This window comes from Clostridium sp. K04, from assembly GCF_019734375.1.
In the GTDB taxonomy this organism is placed as follows: Bacteria; Bacillota; Clostridia; order Clostridiales; family Clostridiaceae; genus Clostridium; species Clostridium saudiense.
In genome coordinates this window covers 1-18,701 of the sequence record NZ_JAASHD010000027.1, presented here as the reverse complement: position 1 = coordinate 18,701, position 18,701 = coordinate 1, and the positions used below count along the sequence as shown (strand labels likewise).

The following is an 18,701-nucleotide window of genomic DNA, read 5'->3' as shown; positions in this document are numbered from 1 at the left end:
AAGACAGTTCGTAACCATCCTGTCTCAAAATAAAACTAGGGATTAATAATAGAAATACTATTATTGTTTATTTAGGATGGATTTTTTCCATCCTTTTTTTATTTTCTGGAGGTGATATTTATGGAAAATACTATGACTAAAACAAGAAAAATAACAATTTCAGCAATTGTTATTGCTCTATATGTTGTAATAATGGTAATAACTCAAAGCTTTGCCTTTGGTGCTATACAAGTTCGTTTAGCAACTAGTTTATATTCATTATCTTATATTTTTCCATTCCTAGCTTTACCTTTGGGACTTGCGAACGTTTTATCTAACATGCTACTTGGCGGATTAGGTATATTTGATATTATCGGAGGAGGATTAGTTGGAATAATAACAGCTTTATTAGTTTATGCTGTTCGTAAATATAAATTAAATATTTACTTTACTATATTACCAATAATCTTTATTCCTGGTTTAATAGTACCTATTTGGCTATCAATGTTATTAAATGTTCCTTATAGTGCATTAGCTATTAGCTTGTGTTTAGGACAAGTTATACCTGCAATATTAGGTTTATTTTTAATTAATGCTTTAAAAAATAAGATTGGAGAATAACCCATGAGAAATGATTTAGAATTAAATTTACTTGGAAATCAAAATATAAAATATGAATTTGGATATAATCCAGATATTTTAGAAACCTTTGACAATAAACATCCAAACAATGATTATTTTGTAAAGTTTAACTGCCCTGAATTTACAAGCCTTTGTCCAATTACTGCTCAACCTGATTTTGCTACAATTTACATATCATATGTACCAAATATAAAAATGGTTGAAAGTAAGTCATTAAAATTATATTTATTTAGTTTTAGAAATCACGGTGATTTCCATGAAGACTGTATGAATATAATTATGAAGGATTTAATTAAGCTTATGGACCCTAAGTATATTGAAGTTTGGGGTAAATTCACTCCAAGAGGCGGTATTTCAATTGATCCTTACTGTAACTATGGAAAACCAGGTACAAAATGGGAGGAAATTGCTTTTAATAGATTAGCTAATCATGATTTATATCCTGAAAAAATAGATAATAGATAATTAAAATAAACAGTAGACAAATTTGTATGAAAACAAATTTGTCTACTGTATTTTTATCCAAATATCTCTTTATATTTTTCTAGTTTCCTAATAGAATCAAGGTCTTCGTCTTCTTTCATATATTCCTCAAAAAAATCATTTAGCTCAATAGATTTAAGTATATCTTCTAATGCTAAGTCTAATTTATTTATACATACGTAAAAGCAAGCCCTATTGTAATATAAGAATCCTTCATCTTTATTTTCTAAGATTCCTTCATTAATTATTTCAATTGCTCTATTATAATCTTCTTTTTCTCTATACATTACAGCATAATTCAAATAACTGTATGGATAATACGGATTTTCTTCTATAGACTTTTTATAATATTCTTCTGCTAATTTTAAATTTCCTAACTTCTTATTAAATACACCCATATTAAAAAGAATTCTAAAATGCTTACTATCTATTTCTAAAGCTTTTTCCATATATTCTAAAGCAAGTTTTGTATCTCCTAATTCATCATAAATACATCCTAAATTTGCATTTGCCCATAAATCCTTCGGATTTATCTTTAATACTTCCTTGTAATTCTTTATAGCCTCTTCTTTATTTCCTAATTCATCATAAGCATTAGCTAAAAAGAAATATGCCTTTTCGTATTTATTATCATTTTCTATAGCTTTCTTATAATATTCAATAGCTTCCTCATATAATTCATCATCATCATAAATTATACCTAAACCATAATAAGCTATAGCATTAGTATCATCTAATTCTATTACTTTTCTATACATTTTTTCAGCTAAATCAAAGTTTGCTATTTTATCATAAAGAAATGCTAAATCCAAAATTAAATCTATATCTTCTTTTCCTTCTGGACAATTATATGCTTTTTTAAAGAACTTTAAAGCTTTTAAATAATTCTTTTCAGTCATAAAGTTTCGTCCTATTGATATATAGTTATCAAACATGTATGTCTTATCCAAAGTAAATTCTCCTTTTGCAATATATACTAAATAAAATCTGTACTTATTATCACTTAAAATATCGGTTCTTGGTTATTCATTGAATAACCATCATTTCTAACATCTTTCATATCTAGTGTATTATCTTTTATTTCAACTTTACTAAGCTTTTTAACAGCTCCATAAGATTCTTTTAATGAAATTCCTTCTCCTCTTCCTGAAATAACCCATAATACTTTATATCCTCTAGGTATTACCCCTAATTTATCTTCTCCCTTACCATCAGTGAAATAAATTAATAAATTAATATTTTTATTATTTGCATATTCAAAGACAGGAGTAAATCTAGTTCCTCCACCAGAAGAACATCTTTCTTTTATATCCTTTATAGTTTTAACCTTATACGCTCGTTTAATGTCTTTATCACATTCTATTATAGTTATTTCATGATTATAATTTTTTACTATAGATAAAACTTCTTTAACTGCTTGCTTAAACTCTTCATCGCTAATACTACCACTTATATCAATTGCAACTGCAATTTCAGCTTTATGATTTCTAAGTTCACCTCTTAAATCTAATCTATTAGGCTGTCTTCTATTTCTTCTTGTTATAGTTTTCTTTTTATTACTTTCTACTGTACCCATTAATTTTTTAAGGAATAAATTCCAAGGAAGCTCTCCCTTGCTTTTTTTCAATGAATCGATCATTCCTTCTATATGAATAGGTATTACACCTTTCTCAGAGTTACTTATAAACTTTTCAGTAAAATCCCTAAGAGTTTTTTCATCTATGTTTTCACTTTCATCCCAAAGATCATGAGTAGTTTCTGGATCATATCCATTTTCTAATTCTTCTCCCCAGCTATCATCCTCTTCCCCTTCATCACTTTCTTCTAATACATTTAAAACATTTTGAATATTTTCAGCATAATATTCAAATGAATTATAAGGCTCAAGATTTAATTCATACTTTAAGTTTACACCTTTTAAAGTAGTTGCATATGGTGGTAAATTATTTAAGTATTGATTTACTACTATGTCCATGGCTAAATTAATTGCAAGTGTACTAAACTTTCCTCTTAATTCTTTTGCTCTTGCTAAATGCATAGATAATACATGATGAATTTCATGCTTAATAGTACTTTCCATTTGTTTTATATTAAGCTGTAAAAATATTATTGGATTAAAATATATAACATATTTAGCCCCTTTAAAATTTATACCAGTTGGACTATTTATATCAAAGCGTATTTCCCTACCCATTTGAAATAAAAAGTATCCATAAAAATTATCCTTTTCTTCCATAAGACTTAAATTTACTTTATCTATAATCTTAAAAAATTTCTCGGCAAACTCTTTAGGTATATCTACATCAATTTTTTCTTTAGCACGCAATGCTTTAAACATAGCTGAACTATTAACTAATTCACTAGCTTCATTATAAAGTACATTCTTTATGCTTTCAAAATTTCCTTCCATACATTATCCCCTTATTGAACTATAAGATTCAAAATAACTTTCTACAAACGTTTCATTTTCTAAAGCCCTCTTATAGCTTTCAGGATAAGCATTTTTCATATCCTTCATAATTCCTACCATTAAATCTACAGGATACTCTTTTAAGAACTCAATAAATCTATTAATATAATAAGAATCTTCATCACCAAAATTTTTGATATTTTCTTCTAAAGATTTTAAAATATTCATTGCACTTAAATAAAGTCTAGTATGACTTTCATTTTTTACTTTTTCTATAACTTCCTCACTTAAGGTATCTCCAGCAAATACTTCCTCAAATGATATTAAAGGACTATGTTCAGCTTCGATGAAACTTATAAATTCTTCTGCTATAACTTTTCCTACATTACCTTTTATAACATTTAAAAATACAGCTCTAGGTATAGAGTCTTTCTTTTCTTTATAAATTTTAAGCGCTTTAGAAACTCTTTCATAACTTCTTGGCGTTGCTCTTACATCATCTTCATTTATCTTATGTAAATATTCTGGGAATGTTGAAATAAATTCTATTACTTCTTGCTCAATTCTAGCTTCCATTGCCCACTTTAACCAAACATTATGATCACTTTCCATATTAAGCCATACAAATCTATTTTCTTGAGCAGCATCCATATCAACTACTTGATAATCAAAGTCAGAGCCATATTTACTTGATGGATTCATTGCTGCTAATATATTTACATTATCATGTAATTTGTATCCATTTATCTCTCTATTTAATATTAAATTCATAAGTTCTTGTTGAACTGTATGCTCACAACGATTTATTTCATCAATAAATAAAAGTACCTTATTACCCTTAGCTATTTCTTCATCAATTTCCCTTAACTTTGTATGAACAGCATATATTGTTGTCTTCTTTTCAAACTTATCTCCATTAGAATCCATAGCTATATATGACTCTACAGTCGGTAATCCCCCTATTTCACCTTCTTTAAGAAGATTACCATCAATAACTATTAATTTCCACTTATTTTCTTTAGCTAATCTTTTAGCTAAAGCTGTTTTTCCTATTCCACTTTCTCCAACTACTAAAGGCACTTCCTCTGTTGCTAATACTAATTCTACACTTCTTAACGTATCTATAAAATTCATTTTTCTTCCCCTTATATCATCTTTAGTTTTTCATCTACAGCAATTCTTTTTGCTTTTTTACTTCCATACTTATATATAAACATAATTTTATCAATATCAATTATTTCACTATTTCTATCAATAATACTACAATTTAAGAAATCTCTAACATACTTTTCATCAACATCATCTTTTGATAATACTTCTTTAAATATTTCTTCTAATTCTTCATGAGAAATTTCATTTAGCATACTTCTTGTAATATATCTAATTACTAAAATATTTACCTTTAAAAAGTTTAATATTTTATCTTTATTTAAATCGGTTATAAATTTTACTGCTGCTTCGTTATTTTTAATAGCTGCAACCTCAGCTTTATAGCAAGGTGAATTTATATATCTTAACGCATCATAACTTATATTTACAGCTGCCTCTTGAACACTTTCATATGGCTCCTTAATATATTTGATTGAATCGTAATCCCTCATTACAGCTAATAATTGTAACTCTTCACTAGGCTCCTTAACATATCTAATTGCCCATCCCCTTTGCTCTATAGCTAATTTAATAACATTATAACTTGGATTTTTAATATAATTTAAATTGCTCCATCCATTATTTACTGCTTCAATCATCATTTTTTCCGTAGGATTTTCTATAAACTCAATAGCTCTAGGATTATTATTCATAGCAATTTCCTGCATTTCTAATGTAGGATTATTTATATATCTTAATAAAAGTCCATTTTTATTAATGGCTATTAATTTCATTTCCTCAGTAGGATTATCTATATTTTTTATAATAATTGGATTTTTCTTTATCATCTCTATAGTTTTTGCTTCATCCATATTTTTACCTCATTCTTATTATTAACTTTAATTTTTATTTAATAATAATTATTACTTATATTAATTATAATACTTTTTAAATTATTTTAAAGTAGATAAATATAGTCTGATATATTATTTTTTTAAATTATACTCATATTTCTCTCTTTTTTTAATTTTTCTTATATGTAAGTATATATTTTATACTACTTCTCTTCATTTAATATATAAAAAAATAAATGGGTTATCTACAGAAATTAATATAACTTCCCTTACGATACTCCATTTATTTTTTCTTTATTTCTATATTAAAATTCCATAAACAATTTGTATTACAATATAATATTTCTTTCTATATCATATAAATCAACTAAATTCCTACACAATATTTATATTTCTCTAGTTTCCATTTTTAAAACTTCTTTTTCTTCTTCATTTAAATAAGGAGAAAGATTATCATATACTTTCTTATGATAGTTATTTAGCCATGCTTTTTCATCATCATTTAATAACTCAACCTTAACTCCATTTAAATCTATAGGGCAGTATGATATTGTATCAAATCTATAAAACTCTCCATTATCATTAGTTTCATCTTCAACTACTACCATAATATTTTCAATTCTTATTCCAAATTTACCTTCTTTATAAACACCTGGTTCATTAGTTAATATCATTCCTGGCTCTAAAACTACATTATTTCCATACGGTCTTATTCCTTGTGGGCCTTCATGAACATTTAAGAAAAATCCAACTCCATGACCTGTTCCACACTTATAATCTAATCCATATTGCCATAAAGGTCCCCTTGCCAATACATCTAAGTTTCCTCCAGTAGCACCCTTTAAGAATTTTGCATTAGCTAAATTAATATGTCCCTTTAATACTAACGTAAAATCCCTTTTTTCTTCTTCTGTAATATTTCCTAAAACAAAAGTTCTTGTTATATCTGTTGTTCCATCTAAATATTGTCCACCTGAATCTACTAAAAATAATCCTTCTTCTTTAAGCTCATAAGCACTTTCCTCTGTAGCACTATAATGCATCATTGCTGCATGTTCTTTATACCCTGCTATAGTTCCAAAACTATCACCCATTGCTAGTTCTTCCTTACTTCTAAGTTCAGTTAATACCTTACTAGCTGATAATTCTGTAATCTTTTCTTTTCCTATATTATCTCTTAAATATTTGATAAACTTAACCATTGCAACTCCATCTTTAATATGGCAATTCTTTAAGCTTTCTATTTCAACATTATTTTTTATTGCTTTTAAATTAGTTGTTAAGTTTACCTCTTCTTTTATTTCACATTTTAATAAAGAGTATAATTTTGCATTAACTTTTGCAGGGTCTATTAGCACTTTACCATTAAGTTTCTTTATTTCTTCTTCAATTTCTAGGTATTCAAACACTTCAATTCCTTGTAATTTTAACTCATCTTCAACTTCCTTATTTACCTTGCTTTTATCAATAAATAGTTTAGCTTCGGTATCAGTGATTATTGAATAGCTTAATGCTACTGGATTAAACAAAACATCATTTCCTCTTATGTTAAATAACCAAGCTATATCATCTAAGGAAGTTAATAAATAACTTTCTACATTCTTTTCCTTCATAACGAGTCTTACAGCTTTTAACTTTTCATTAGCAGTTTTTCCACAATACTTTACATCATGAATAAATATTTTTGATTTAGGTAAACTAGGTCGATTTTCCCAAACCTCTTCTAATAGATCTTTGTCCATTTTTATATTAAAGTTGTTCTTTTTACTTATATTTAATAGTTCTTTATACTGATTAACACTATAGCAATTTCCATCAAACCCTATAGTTTCTCCTTCATACACATTCTTTTCTATCCACTCATTTATAGTATCATAGCCTGGTGTAGCCATTTTCATTAAGTCTATTCCTGTTCCATTTAACTGTTCTGCAGCTTGAATAAAATATCTTCCATCAGTCCATAACTTAGCTTCATTTTCTCCAACTAATAATGTTCCTGCTGATCCAGTAAAACCTGAAATCGCAGCTCTACCCGTATAGTACTCTGCTACATATTCACTTTGATGTGGATCTGAACTTGGAATTATATAATAATTTATATTATATTTTTTCATTGATTCTCTTAACTTTAAAAGTCTACTCATTTTTATTCCCTCTTTTCTTTTTATTTCTCCTTTTGATTACTATTATTTTATATTATTTATTAAAATAATAAAATAGATTCTCAATATTATTCTCTATAGCGTGCTTCTTCTTAAAAATTAAGTAAAATAAATATATTTTTATTTACATTTCTTGTTGTTATGTGCACCAAATTACTACCTTTGAGTATATTATAGTATAAGCAAAATAGTTTAGCTCTAAAAACAAGCTTTACTATTTATAGGAGGAGTAAACATGAGAAACAATTGTAATAATTGTAGAAGAAATTGTTGTAGAAATAACAACTCTTGTATGAATAATAGATGCTGTGGAAATTTCAATAATGGTTGTGGATTTGGAAACTGTGGATTTGGTAATGCTTGGTTAATATGGCCTTTATTATTCCTTTGTTTCTAAGTACGCTTAGCCAAACCTATTTTTTTTTGATATGCCTCATACTAATACCAATAAAATTGGTACTTTTAAAACAATAAAAAGTTAGGATATCATCTCCATCCTAACTTTTTTTGTATTATAAATAAAACTGATAATTGACTATTTATTCATTGCTTCTTTTTCAACTTCTAATTTAATATGAATCTTCTCAAAAACTTCAATAATATTCGGATCAAAACTTGTTCCTTTTCCCTTTAAAATAATCTCTACAGTTTTTTCATGTGAAAATGCTTCTTTATAAGGTCTCATGGTTGTTAATGCATCATATACATCACCAACAGCCATTATCCTAGCACAAAGAGGAATATCTAGTTTACTTAACCCTTTTGGGTATCCTGTGCCATCCCATTTTTCATGATGATAATGAGCCATATCCTTAGCGATATTTAGAAATTTATTTTCTTCTTTAATTTCATCTATTATTTTTTGTAATGCCTTTGCTCCTAAAGTCGTATGTAACTTCATAAATTCAAATTCATCGCTATCTAATGATCCTGCTTTTAAAAGAGTTGCATCATCAATTCCAATTTTCCCAATATCATGCAATAAAGCTGTTCTAATCATATCTTTAACATATTCTTTTGTTAATATCTCTTTAAAAATCCCCTCTTTAACTAATTCTTCAGTCAATATCTCAACATATTTTGCTGTTCTCTTTACATGCTCTCCAGTATGAGAATCTCTACATTCAACTAATTCATATAAAGATAATATCAATGCATTTTTTAAATCCTCAATTCTATTATTTCTTTCATGAATTCTATATTCAAAATCTTTTATATAGTTTTTTAATTCTAAATTAAGCTTTATTATTTTAAGCATTATCTCTGATTCTATAGGTTTTCTTAAAAAATCTATTGCACCTAATTCCATATTCAGCTCTTCATCTTTATATCTTAAACTAGCCGCTATAAAGATTATTGGTATTTTATATAACTTCTTATTTTTTTTTATTATTTTAATAAATTCATCTTCACTAATTCTAATTAAACTAATATCTACTAATACTAAATCTGGTGTATCATCTTTTACCACTTCAAGTGCTTTTTGGGTTGATTTGACTATAGTAATTCTATAGACTTTACCTAATATATTTTTTATTTTTTCAATGTCTTCTAAATTATTATTAATTACTAAAATATGATTTTTCATTATTATATTTACCCCTTATACACAATCCCCAACTTATCTCCCCTCATATTCCTTATTATAACATAATATATATTTTTTTAATATTATAGTTTTTTATAGAATATTATGTTTTATCTTGTAATATAATACAGAAAAATACTACATTTATTTAGGTGTTATGTAGCATTTTTACATAAAATTAAAATTTAATTTTCATTACTCATCTTTTGGCAATAATCCTTTACCTTTTTAATAAAACTATTATTACTCTTAATCATATAAGTACAAATAAAAATACTTATAGGAATTATTAATAAACATCCTATATTAGAAATAACTAAATCGAATAAATTCTTATAAAATTCTTTTGAATTAATAACACTTTCAAAAGTATATTTATTTTTTATAAATAATATTCCTATCATCATAGTTTCACCTATAGTAGCAAAAAATATTGTATTAACAGTTGTCCCTAAAATATCCCTTCCAACATTAAACCCTAATCCTACTAATTCAGAAAAAGTTAATTCACTATTAACTTCGTTAAATTCATATAGTGAAGATGTAATAGCCATAGCAGTATCCATTACTGCTCCTAATAAACTTATAATAATCATACATATCATTAATTGATTCATGTTTATATTAATATTAGGAGATAAGTATACACTTAATTCAGAACTTAAATCTAACTCACTATATCCACCTAAATTAGACTTTGTTCCTAATATTGAAACTAATAAACTTAGCAATAAAATAACACATACCACCGAAATTACTGCAGCATAGGTCTTTAAATTATGTCCATTTTGATAAATTAATGTTATCTGACAAAAAATTATAGTTCCAATGATTGTAACAAGTACAGGATTTACCCCATGACTAATAATAAATACAGCCATTACTAATAAAAGCACATTACATGCAAGTGCAATAAACGACTTTGCGCCCCTATCTCCTCCTACTAGAATCATTAACATCAGCAATACTATTGTTAGCAACACTATCATTCTTACTCATCCCCTTTCTAAAAAATAATAGAGCTACACAAGCTGATATAGGGACAGCTGAAACTATTCCTATAGATCCTACTAAAAATCTTATTATTTCAAAAGATATATCAAATTGAATTAATCTTTGAAAATTATACCCATTTATTATTTTTAAAATTACAATAGATAAGCTTCCTCCAATATAAGAAAACATTAAAACATTAATCATTGTTCCCATAATATCATGACCTATTTCTCTAATAGATTTAATTAACTGCTTTAATGTAATAGATTTTGCTGCATTTACCAACTCATTAACTGCAGAATTTACTGTAATACTTACATCCATAACAGCTCCTAAACATCCAACTAAAACCCCTGATAAAAATATATTCTCTAAATCATTAGGCCCTGCAATATAATCCATTAACTCATAATGTAAATCTCCAGTATAAGCTAATGAAATCTTATATAATGCAAATATTAAAAAAGTAGTAATTAGTGTAGATAAAATTGCTCCAATGTTCTTTCTAGAAAATCCCCCTAGTATCAATAAAGTAACTACACTAAAGAAAATAATCATTAAAACATTTATTAACATAAAATCCTTGCCTGAAACATAAAGTTTAATAAAATATATAAATGCTACTATATTAGCAATTAAAGTACATAATGTAAATATTCCAAACCTTCCTGCTACAGCAACTAAAGCTATAACAAAAAATCCAATAAGTAAAACTATAAATTTATCTCTTTTTAATCCTATAATACTCCCTGATAATTCACTACTGTTTTCATTAATACTTATAAATAAATCATCACCCTTTTTATATTTCTCATTCATTAACATTGATGATGAATATGAATTTTTCAAAGTTATTTGTTGCCCCTTATACTGTCCATTTTTTACTTTCACAACCATTGTTTGAATATAGTATTTTTCTTCTATATCATTTGGTCCTTTTTCAATTTTATCATAAACATTTTCTAAGCTTATTACTTTTGCTATTGTAGATTTATAAATATTATAATTATTGTTAGTCCAAATAAATAAAACCAAAAATACTATAAAAAATATAAGAACAGTAAAAAATCGTCCTTTATTATTTTTTATATACCTTTTTATCATTTCCATACTTACTCCTTTCTTTATCTTATAAATAAATCAAATAAATTATATATAATTTATTGCAAATAAAAAATGGGCTATATCTTAATAATTATGATACATGCCCATTATAATATAATATAATATAATATAATATTATACTAAAATCTCTTTTACCATAGGATTAATTTTAGATCTATCAAATTTCCCATTAACCTTTGGCATAATTTCTTTCATTATCTTTCCCATATCCTTTGCAGTATAATTACCATTTGTAATTATTTCTCTTAACATCGCACTAACTTCTTCTTCAGTTAATTGTTTTGGTAAATATGGAGTTAATACTTCGATTGCAAAATTCCCTTCAGCTATTTTTTCTTCATTATTAGCTTGCTTTGCATATTCTAAAGCTTCTTTATTTTGCTTAATACTCTTTTCTACTATTTTTATTACATTTTCATCTGAAATTTCTTCTCTATTGTTAACTTCATATGCCTTAATTTCAGAATTAACTAATCTTAAAACACTTACTCTTGCTTTATCTCTTGCTTTCATAGCAGCTATTTCATCTTTTTTTAATGTCTCTTTTAACATATCTATTTGGTTAGTCATAAAATTTAAACTAACCTACCTCGCTTTCATTTTAAATTTTTATTTAAGTAAATTATACCAGTTTTGTATTCAAAATCAAACATTACTACCTTTACTTATAATTATACTAATAATATTAAATTTAATAAATTCTAACTTTATTCTATCCACTTCTTTATAAATTTATAAAATTATCAAATGACAGCTCAATAGCTTCTACATTAACCTCATCTAATATCATACGAATTCATTTATAAAGTATTTATCCTTTTGCTTTCTTAGTACTTGTTTTTTTAATAGTTTTTAAATACTCATATAATTTAAATAAAACTGGATTCTTTTCTTCTTCCTCTTTTAAATTTATATAATTTATTAATTCTACAATTGGCTCAAGTTTATTGATTGTATCATTATATCCTTCACTTATTCTTACCCTTTTAGCATCTGTATCTAAATTTAATGTTCCTGTTAACGTATTTTCAACTAGATTTTCTGGTGATATTATAATAAGTTTTGAATTTGGATAAAGCGATCTATCTATTTGCACTTCTTTAGATAATAAAACTACAATTATAATATCACACTTTTCACCGTATACAGGTTGAATAGGAACATTGTCTGCAATACCTCCATCAATATATTTCTCACCTAATACTTCTGTACTTTCATATATTAATGGTAATGAAGCTGAAGCCAACACTATTTTTTTACCTATTTCTTCATCATAATCATTAATCCTAAAATACTTTGCATTTAGATCTGGTAATTTTGTACATGCAGCATAACATATTTTATTATTTTCCTTAATCTTATTAAAATCTAAGTATTTTTCTAATACTTCAACGGCCCCATCATTACCTATAGCTCCATGTTCAAGTTTATCAGTTAAGAACTTTTTAGCCAATTGAAGATTTTTCCCTCCAATATATAAACCTATTCCTCTTTTTATTAATTCCCCTTTACTAATAGGAACTAATTTATCCATGGTTACCTCTTCCCAAAGCTCATCTGCCTTTTTCATATCATCCATAGCAAATAATACAGAATTAAATGCACCTATAGACGTTCCTGAAAAAACTGATATATATTGTGCTAAATTTAATTCTTTTAAAGCTTTCCATACACCAAGCTCATATGCTCCTTTTCCACCACCGCCTGCTAATACTAATCCTATTTTCATACTATTCCTTCCTATACTTTACTTAAATTGAATGCTAATCGCTCTTATTTACATAATTATACTATAAATATTAATTTTTCAAAATATTTCATAACACATTATTATTACTATATACATTCTAAAATTTAAACTAATTTATGATTATTAATTTAAAAAGACATGTATTACTAAATTTTTAGCAATACATGTCTTAGTTTAATTATCTTTGCTCAAATACATCTTTTATAAAATTATCAAAATTCACCTTTTGACTTAATTTATTTCCTTGTTTTATTTCCTCAGAATACAGTATTTTATTATACTCCTTAGCACTTAAAGAATTATCATATATATATTTTTGCTTATTATATAACTGCCTTAATAATTCTCCAATACCTAATAGTTTTTCATAATGCCTTCCATATGAAAATCCTCTTTTTTGATAATTTGCATCTATCTTTTTAGAAAAGAATATTGATTTTGCCAGCCACCCTTTTTTACCTTTTCCTTGTCTAGTAGAATTTTTCATAATTATATTTATATCACTTGAAAACTCAGTAAATTTTCCATTTTTAATTTTTATTCCAACTATAGGATACCATAATCCCTGTATCTTACCGCTATTTGTTCCTGAGGATCTATAAAATGCTAATGTTACTCTCTCAATTCCATAAGTGTATTCAATATCTACATCTATTAATCCAATCATTCTAAATGGATCATCGGTATAAATATTTGCCCTAAAACTTTCTGGATATACTTCTAATATCCTTATAGCTTCCATTATAGCCCACTCCCCTATTTTCTTATCTTAATAATACACCATGTAATATTATACTAGAATTTAACACTACATGGTGCTTTCTCCTAATACCTACTCTTAATTCTATATAATTGTTCACGTATTTCATCAATACTTCTAAACCTTCTATCTAATCCCATTAATCTTTTTAAAAGGGTTCTTTCTTGGGAAGTTAAATTTAATTCCATATACCACGGTCTTTCCTCTGCATATACCGGTTCATAAGATGAATAATATAAGTGTATTAAAAAATCTCCTATATACCAATAATCCATCTTCTCTTTATAATACCCATCAATATATCGAGCCAATCCAAAATCAATTAATGCTAGCTTACTATTTTTCATAATGATAACATTAGGAAGTCTAATATCTCGATGTACTATACCACTACTATGCAAAATTTCTATTAAATCTAAAAGTTGACTTGCTGTATTATATATCTCTTTTCTACTAAATACATAATCATATTTACTAATTAAATCATAATACACTCTACCATCAATATACTCTAATAAATATCCTTCTCTGACTCCATCATTAAACCTTGAAATAAACTTAGGAAATCTTGGACTATCTAAACTTTTTAAAATATCTTCTTCATAAAATAACTTATCTCTTGTAACATTTAGCATTTTACTCTTTAATTGCTTAATAACACATTTTTCCCCTTGATTGTTTTTAGCCAAATATGCAATTCCATATCTTCCTTGTCCTATAATTTTAATAACCCTATATCCATTTACCATATCATTTGGTTTAAAATACTTGTCCATATCGTTTTTATCTCTTGTTACACTTTCGTTATATTACTATTATTGTAAATAGCCATAATATAAATTCAAAAGTGATTTCTCCTCTTCAAGACTATAAGAATATACGGTTCTTCTATTAAAATCACTATATAATGGACTTAAGGAATTTTCTAATGACTCTATATCCATTAATGGGTTACTTGAATTAGCTAATAATATCTTTAAGACTTTCTTTCCGCCTATTTCTTTTAGTTCTTTCAATTCATTTTCTTGTAACCTACTATTTCTATTAATTGAATAATATTTGTGACCTCTACGTGATCTTTCCTCATAATTATCCATACATAACACCTCTATATTTTTAGCATAATTAACTAACTACTTATACTTACTATATATTATGTTTTTTATTTTAATAGTGTTACTTTAACCTTTGTTATGTATAAAAAAGAAACACCTACATCAGTAAATGTAGGTGTCTTTCCGAAATTTTATTTTATTTTATTTTTATACATTAAATTAAATATTACCCAATAAATAATTATCTTTTTAAACTTCCACCATTAGTGGCAATTACTTCTTTATACCAATTGAAGCTTTTCTTTTTATATCTCTCTAAAGTTCCAGTTCCATCATCATTTCTATCAACATAAATGAAACCATATCTTTTTCTAAGCTCAGCTGTTGATGCAGATACTAAATCAATACATCCCCATGTAGTATATCCCATTAGTTCAACACCATCTTCAATAGCCTCGGCAACTTGAACTAAATGATCATTTAAATAATTAATTCTATAATCATCATTTACAGTTTTATTTCCATGCTCATCAGTAATTAATTCATCTACAGCACCAAGCCCATTTTCAACTATAAATAATGGTTTTTGATATCTGTCATATAAGAAGTTTAAGATATATCTTAAACCTTCAGGATCTATTTGCCATCCCCACTCTGATGCCTTTAAATATGGATTTGGAACCCCTGCAATTAAGTTTCCTTTCCCAGCCTTTTTCGTTGGGTCTGCTGTTGCACATGAACTCATATAGTAACTAAACGAAATAAAGTCTACTGTATTTTTTAGTATTTCTTTATCTCCATCTTCAAATTTAATTTCTATATTATTTTCCTTAAAATATCTATTCATGTACTTAGGATATTCTCCTCTTGCATGAATATCAGCAAAGAATAAATTTCCTCTGTCTTGTTCTACAGCTTTTAATACATCACTTGGCATTGGAGTTAATGGATAATTTGGTACACCTAAAATCATACATCCTATTTTAAATTCAGGATTAATTTCATGACCAATCTTAACTGCTAATGCACTAGCAACTAATTCATGATGCATTGCTTGATAAAGATCTTGCTTACTTAACTTTTCCTTTGGAGTCCATATTCCAGCACTCATTAAAGGAAAATGTAACGCTGAATTAATTTCATTAAATGTTAACCAATATTTTACCTTGTCCTTATATCTTGTAAACACTGTTCTAACATATTTTTCAAAGAAACCTATTAATCTTCTATCTACCCATCCATCATATTCTTTTGCAAGATGTAAAGGTGTTTCATAATGAGATAAAGTAACTAAAGGCTCAATACCATACTTAGCTAACTCATCAAATACCTTATCATAAAACTCTAACCCCTTTTCATTTGGTTCTGCATCATCACCATTTGGGAATATTCTTGACCATGCAATAGATAATCTAAATGTCTTAAAGCCCATTTCTGCAAATAATTTGATATCTTCTTTATATCTATGATAAAAATCAATACCAATTAATTTCATATTATCTGCTGTTGGTTCTTCAGTTGCAGCACCTGTTATTCCTTTTGGCATAACATCTTGAATTGATAATCCTTTACCATCCTCATTATATGCACCTTCAAATTGGTTAGCTGCTGTAGCTCCACCCCATAAAAAGTTTTCTGGAAACTTAATCATTTTTACTACCTCCATATATTTTAATTTTATGTTGTATCAAAATTAAAATATAATAGTATTTCGATACAACATTTTGTTTAAATTATTTAGTTGCTTTAATAAACTCTTCCTTTTCATTAACATCTCTATCTATCAAAGTTAAAATATTGCTATAGTTATCTGGATTTGTAACTAATACTGGAGTAATTGTGTCATATCCTTCTTCTTGTATTGCTTTTATATCAAAATCTACTAATAAATCCCCAGCTTTTACTTTATCCCCATTCTTTACATGAGCAGTAAAGTACTTTCCACCAAGCTTAACTGTATCTAAACCAATATGAATTAATATTTCAGCGCCATTATCTGCAGTTAATCCTATTGCATGATTTGTTTCAAATATTGCTGAAACTACTCCATCAACTGGAGATACTGCTCTTCCTTCACTTGGAATTATAGCTGCCCCTTTACCCATTATTTCTTCTGAAAATGTAATGTCATTAACTTGACTTAAAGAAACTGCTTTACCTTTAATTGGTGCTAATACTAATGCATCAGTTTGTGGGCTAGTTTTCTCTTCATTTACTGCTATATCTGCTGCAATCTCTTCTTCTTGACTTTCTTCTTCTTCTTCATTAGCTGGATCTTCAAATCCAAATACCCAAGTTAATATAAATGCTATAACAATCGTCATTGCTGCAACTATTAATGCATTTGTAAAGTTAGATCCACCAGCTGGATTTATAAATTGAACTATTGATAAAATAGCCGGTGTAGCAAATACGAAACATTTTAATCCAACAAATCCTGCATATAACCCTGAAATACCACCTGCAATCATACAAGCGTATAATGGTTTCTTATATTTTAAAGTAACACCATACATTGCTGGTTCAGTAACCCCTGCAAGGAATGCTGAAACAGCTGAAGCACCAGCAACTTGTTTTAAATCTTTATTTTTTGATTTAAAGAATACTGCTAAACATGAAGATGCTTGTGCTAAGTTAGAAGCTAACATACCAACTAATAATAAAGTATCAAATCCAACATTAGGATTATTTATATTCATTAATGAAAGTGGAACAAATGCCCAATGCATACCTGTCATAACTAATAAAGGCATTAATGCACCCATTACCATTATTGCAAACCAACCTGCTTTGTCATAAATAAATACCATTGCACTTGATAAAACTTCACCTGCATAGAATCCTATAGGTCCAATAACAACTAAAGCTATTGGAAGTGCAATTAAAAGTGTTAACATCGGTCTTAAGAAATTCTTTGTAACTGCTGGAGTAATTTTATCCGTAAATTTTTCAATATATGTCATTACCCATGCCATCATAATTACCGGAATTACAGAATAAGCATAACTTGCAGATGCAACTGGCAATCCAAATAATGATATTTTATTACCAGGATCAACTAATCCTATAAAATCCGGATATACCATAACACCAATTACTGCTGCTAAAGTATAAGCGTTTATATTAAACTTTTTAGATGCAGAAATACAAAGTATTAGTGGTAAGAAATAAAATGTTGCATCTCCTAAAGCACTTAAAATAGTATATGTTTGGCTAGTTTCTGATAATATTCCTATCATTGGTAATATTACAAGTAAAACCTTTATCATACCTGCCCCAACGATTGCTGGCATTGTTGCAGACATACATCCTGATACTACATCTAATATACTAGTAAATACCCCTTTTTTTTCTTTAACTTCATTTGAATTTCCTTCTTTAAAGTTCCCTAACTTTAATATTTCTTTATAGCATGCTCCAACATTATTACCAATAATAACTTGATATTGGCCACCTTGTTTTGTAACACCCATAACACCTTTAATCTTTTTTATAGCTTCATCATCAGCCTTGCTTTCATCTTTTAATATGAATCTAAGTCTTGTCATACAGTGTTGTACACTGTTAACATTACCTTCTCCACCTATTTTTTCTAATATTTTTTTTGCAACTACTGCATAATCCATTTTAATATCCTCCATTTAAAATTTATTAATTTTAATGAAGTAAAGCCCATAATACAGTATCTACTGCTTACGGTAACTACCTTTCATAACTAAGCTTTTATTTATGACGAATTGTCAAGCTAAGTGCAACACTTAGCTTGTTCTTCGTTAAATGCTTCTAACGGTGTCTTGTATCCAAGACA

18 protein-coding genes are annotated in these 18,701 nt (G+C 27.0%); 3 read left to right on the top strand and 15 right to left on the bottom strand.

The window, feature by feature from the left end; translation table 11 throughout:
* Positions 1-120 precede the first annotated feature (120 nt).
* A complete protein-coding gene (locus HCG70_RS11785) occupies positions 121-600 on the top strand; it encodes a QueT transporter family protein (protein ID WP_242833253.1) in 480 nt (159 codons plus the stop codon).
* Between the two features lie 3 nt (positions 601-603).
* Positions 604-1,086 (top strand): preQ(1) synthase, encoded by a 483-nt coding sequence (gene queF, locus HCG70_RS11780; RefSeq protein ID WP_042399636.1) that lies wholly within the window; start codon positions 604-606, stop codon positions 1,084-1,086.
* A gap of 53 nt (positions 1,087-1,139) precedes the next feature.
* Here the strand turns inward: queF and HCG70_RS11775 are convergent, their stop codons facing one another.
* From HCG70_RS11775 to HCG70_RS11755, 5 genes are all read right to left on the bottom strand, one after another.
* A complete protein-coding gene (locus HCG70_RS11775) occupies positions 1,140-2,039 on the bottom strand; it encodes a lipopolysaccharide assembly protein LapB (protein ID WP_055275537.1) in 900 nt (299 codons plus the stop codon).
* A 68-nt stretch (positions 2,040-2,107) separates the two neighbouring features.
* Positions 2,108-3,514, bottom strand: a complete 1,407-nt coding sequence (locus HCG70_RS11770) for a VWA-like domain-containing protein (RefSeq protein ID WP_221697815.1) — start codon at positions 3,512-3,514, stop codon at positions 2,108-2,110.
* Between the two features lie 3 nt (positions 3,515-3,517).
* The gene (locus tag HCG70_RS11765) at positions 3,518-4,648 is read right to left on the bottom strand and encodes an ATP-binding protein (RefSeq protein WP_042399642.1); all 1,131 of its coding nucleotides are present in this window, start codon (positions 4,646-4,648) and stop codon (positions 3,518-3,520) included.
* 11 nt (positions 4,649-4,659) lie between these two features.
* Positions 4,660-5,475, bottom strand: coding sequence for a hypothetical protein (locus tag HCG70_RS11760; protein WP_055275468.1), 816 nt, complete (start codon positions 5,473-5,475; stop codon positions 4,660-4,662).
* Between the two features lie 368 nt (positions 5,476-5,843).
* Positions 5,844-7,607 (bottom strand): aminopeptidase P family protein, encoded by a 1,764-nt coding sequence (locus HCG70_RS11755; protein ID WP_042399648.1) that lies wholly within the window; start codon positions 7,605-7,607, stop codon positions 5,844-5,846.
* Positions 7,608-7,854: 247 nt separating this feature from the next.
* Between HCG70_RS11755 and HCG70_RS11750 the strand changes: the two genes are divergently transcribed.
* Positions 7,855-8,016 (top strand): hypothetical protein, encoded by a 162-nt coding sequence (locus HCG70_RS11750; RefSeq protein WP_172676141.1) that lies wholly within the window; start codon positions 7,855-7,857, stop codon positions 8,014-8,016.
* Positions 8,017-8,154: 138 nt separating this feature from the next.
* Here HCG70_RS11750 and HCG70_RS11745 read toward each other — a convergent pair whose 3' ends face one another.
* The 10 genes from HCG70_RS11745 to HCG70_RS11700 all read right to left on the bottom strand — a co-directional run bounded on the left by HCG70_RS11745 (position 8,155) and on the right by HCG70_RS11700 (position 18,519).
* Positions 8,155-9,207, bottom strand: coding sequence for an HD-GYP domain-containing protein (locus HCG70_RS11745; RefSeq protein WP_055275471.1), 1,053 nt, complete (start codon positions 9,205-9,207; stop codon positions 8,155-8,157).
* 185 nt (positions 9,208-9,392) lie between these two features.
* Entirely contained in the window at positions 9,393-10,196 is an 804-nt protein-coding gene (locus tag HCG70_RS11740) for a YibE/F family protein (protein ID WP_055275474.1), read from the bottom strand.
* Complete coding sequence (locus HCG70_RS11735; protein ID WP_221697814.1) at positions 10,138-11,313, bottom strand: YibE/F family protein; 1,176 nt, start codon at positions 11,311-11,313, stop codon at positions 10,138-10,140. Before HCG70_RS11735 ends, HCG70_RS11740 begins: the two co-directional genes overlap by 59 nt.
* Before the next feature lie 129 nt (positions 11,314-11,442).
* Positions 11,443-11,898 (bottom strand): GatB/YqeY domain-containing protein, encoded by a 456-nt coding sequence (locus HCG70_RS11730; protein WP_260457821.1) that lies wholly within the window; start codon positions 11,896-11,898, stop codon positions 11,443-11,445.
* A gap of 241 nt (positions 11,899-12,139) precedes the next feature.
* On the bottom strand, positions 12,140-13,057 hold the full coding sequence (locus HCG70_RS11725; RefSeq protein ID WP_042399654.1) for a patatin-like phospholipase family protein: 918 nt from the start codon (positions 13,055-13,057) through the stop codon (positions 12,140-12,142).
* A 199-nt stretch (positions 13,058-13,256) separates the two neighbouring features.
* The gene (locus tag HCG70_RS11720) at positions 13,257-13,820 is read right to left on the bottom strand and encodes a hypothetical protein (RefSeq protein WP_042399657.1); all 564 of its coding nucleotides are present in this window, start codon (positions 13,818-13,820) and stop codon (positions 13,257-13,259) included.
* Between the two features lie 83 nt (positions 13,821-13,903).
* Positions 13,904-14,614, bottom strand: coding sequence for a protein kinase family protein (locus HCG70_RS11715; RefSeq protein ID WP_055275478.1), 711 nt, complete (start codon positions 14,612-14,614; stop codon positions 13,904-13,906).
* 39 nt (positions 14,615-14,653) lie between these two features.
* The gene (locus tag HCG70_RS11710) at positions 14,654-14,935 is read right to left on the bottom strand and encodes a hypothetical protein (RefSeq protein WP_042399664.1); all 282 of its coding nucleotides are present in this window, start codon (positions 14,933-14,935) and stop codon (positions 14,654-14,656) included.
* Positions 14,936-15,134: 199 nt separating this feature from the next.
* Positions 15,135-16,544 (bottom strand): glycoside hydrolase family 1 protein, encoded by a 1,410-nt coding sequence (locus HCG70_RS11705; protein ID WP_157029179.1) that lies wholly within the window; start codon positions 16,542-16,544, stop codon positions 15,135-15,137.
* Between the two features lie 82 nt (positions 16,545-16,626).
* On the bottom strand, positions 16,627-18,519 hold the full coding sequence (locus tag HCG70_RS11700; RefSeq protein WP_221697813.1) for a beta-glucoside-specific PTS transporter subunit IIABC: 1,893 nt from the start codon (positions 18,517-18,519) through the stop codon (positions 16,627-16,629).
* Between the last annotated feature and the right edge of the window lie 182 nt (positions 18,520-18,701).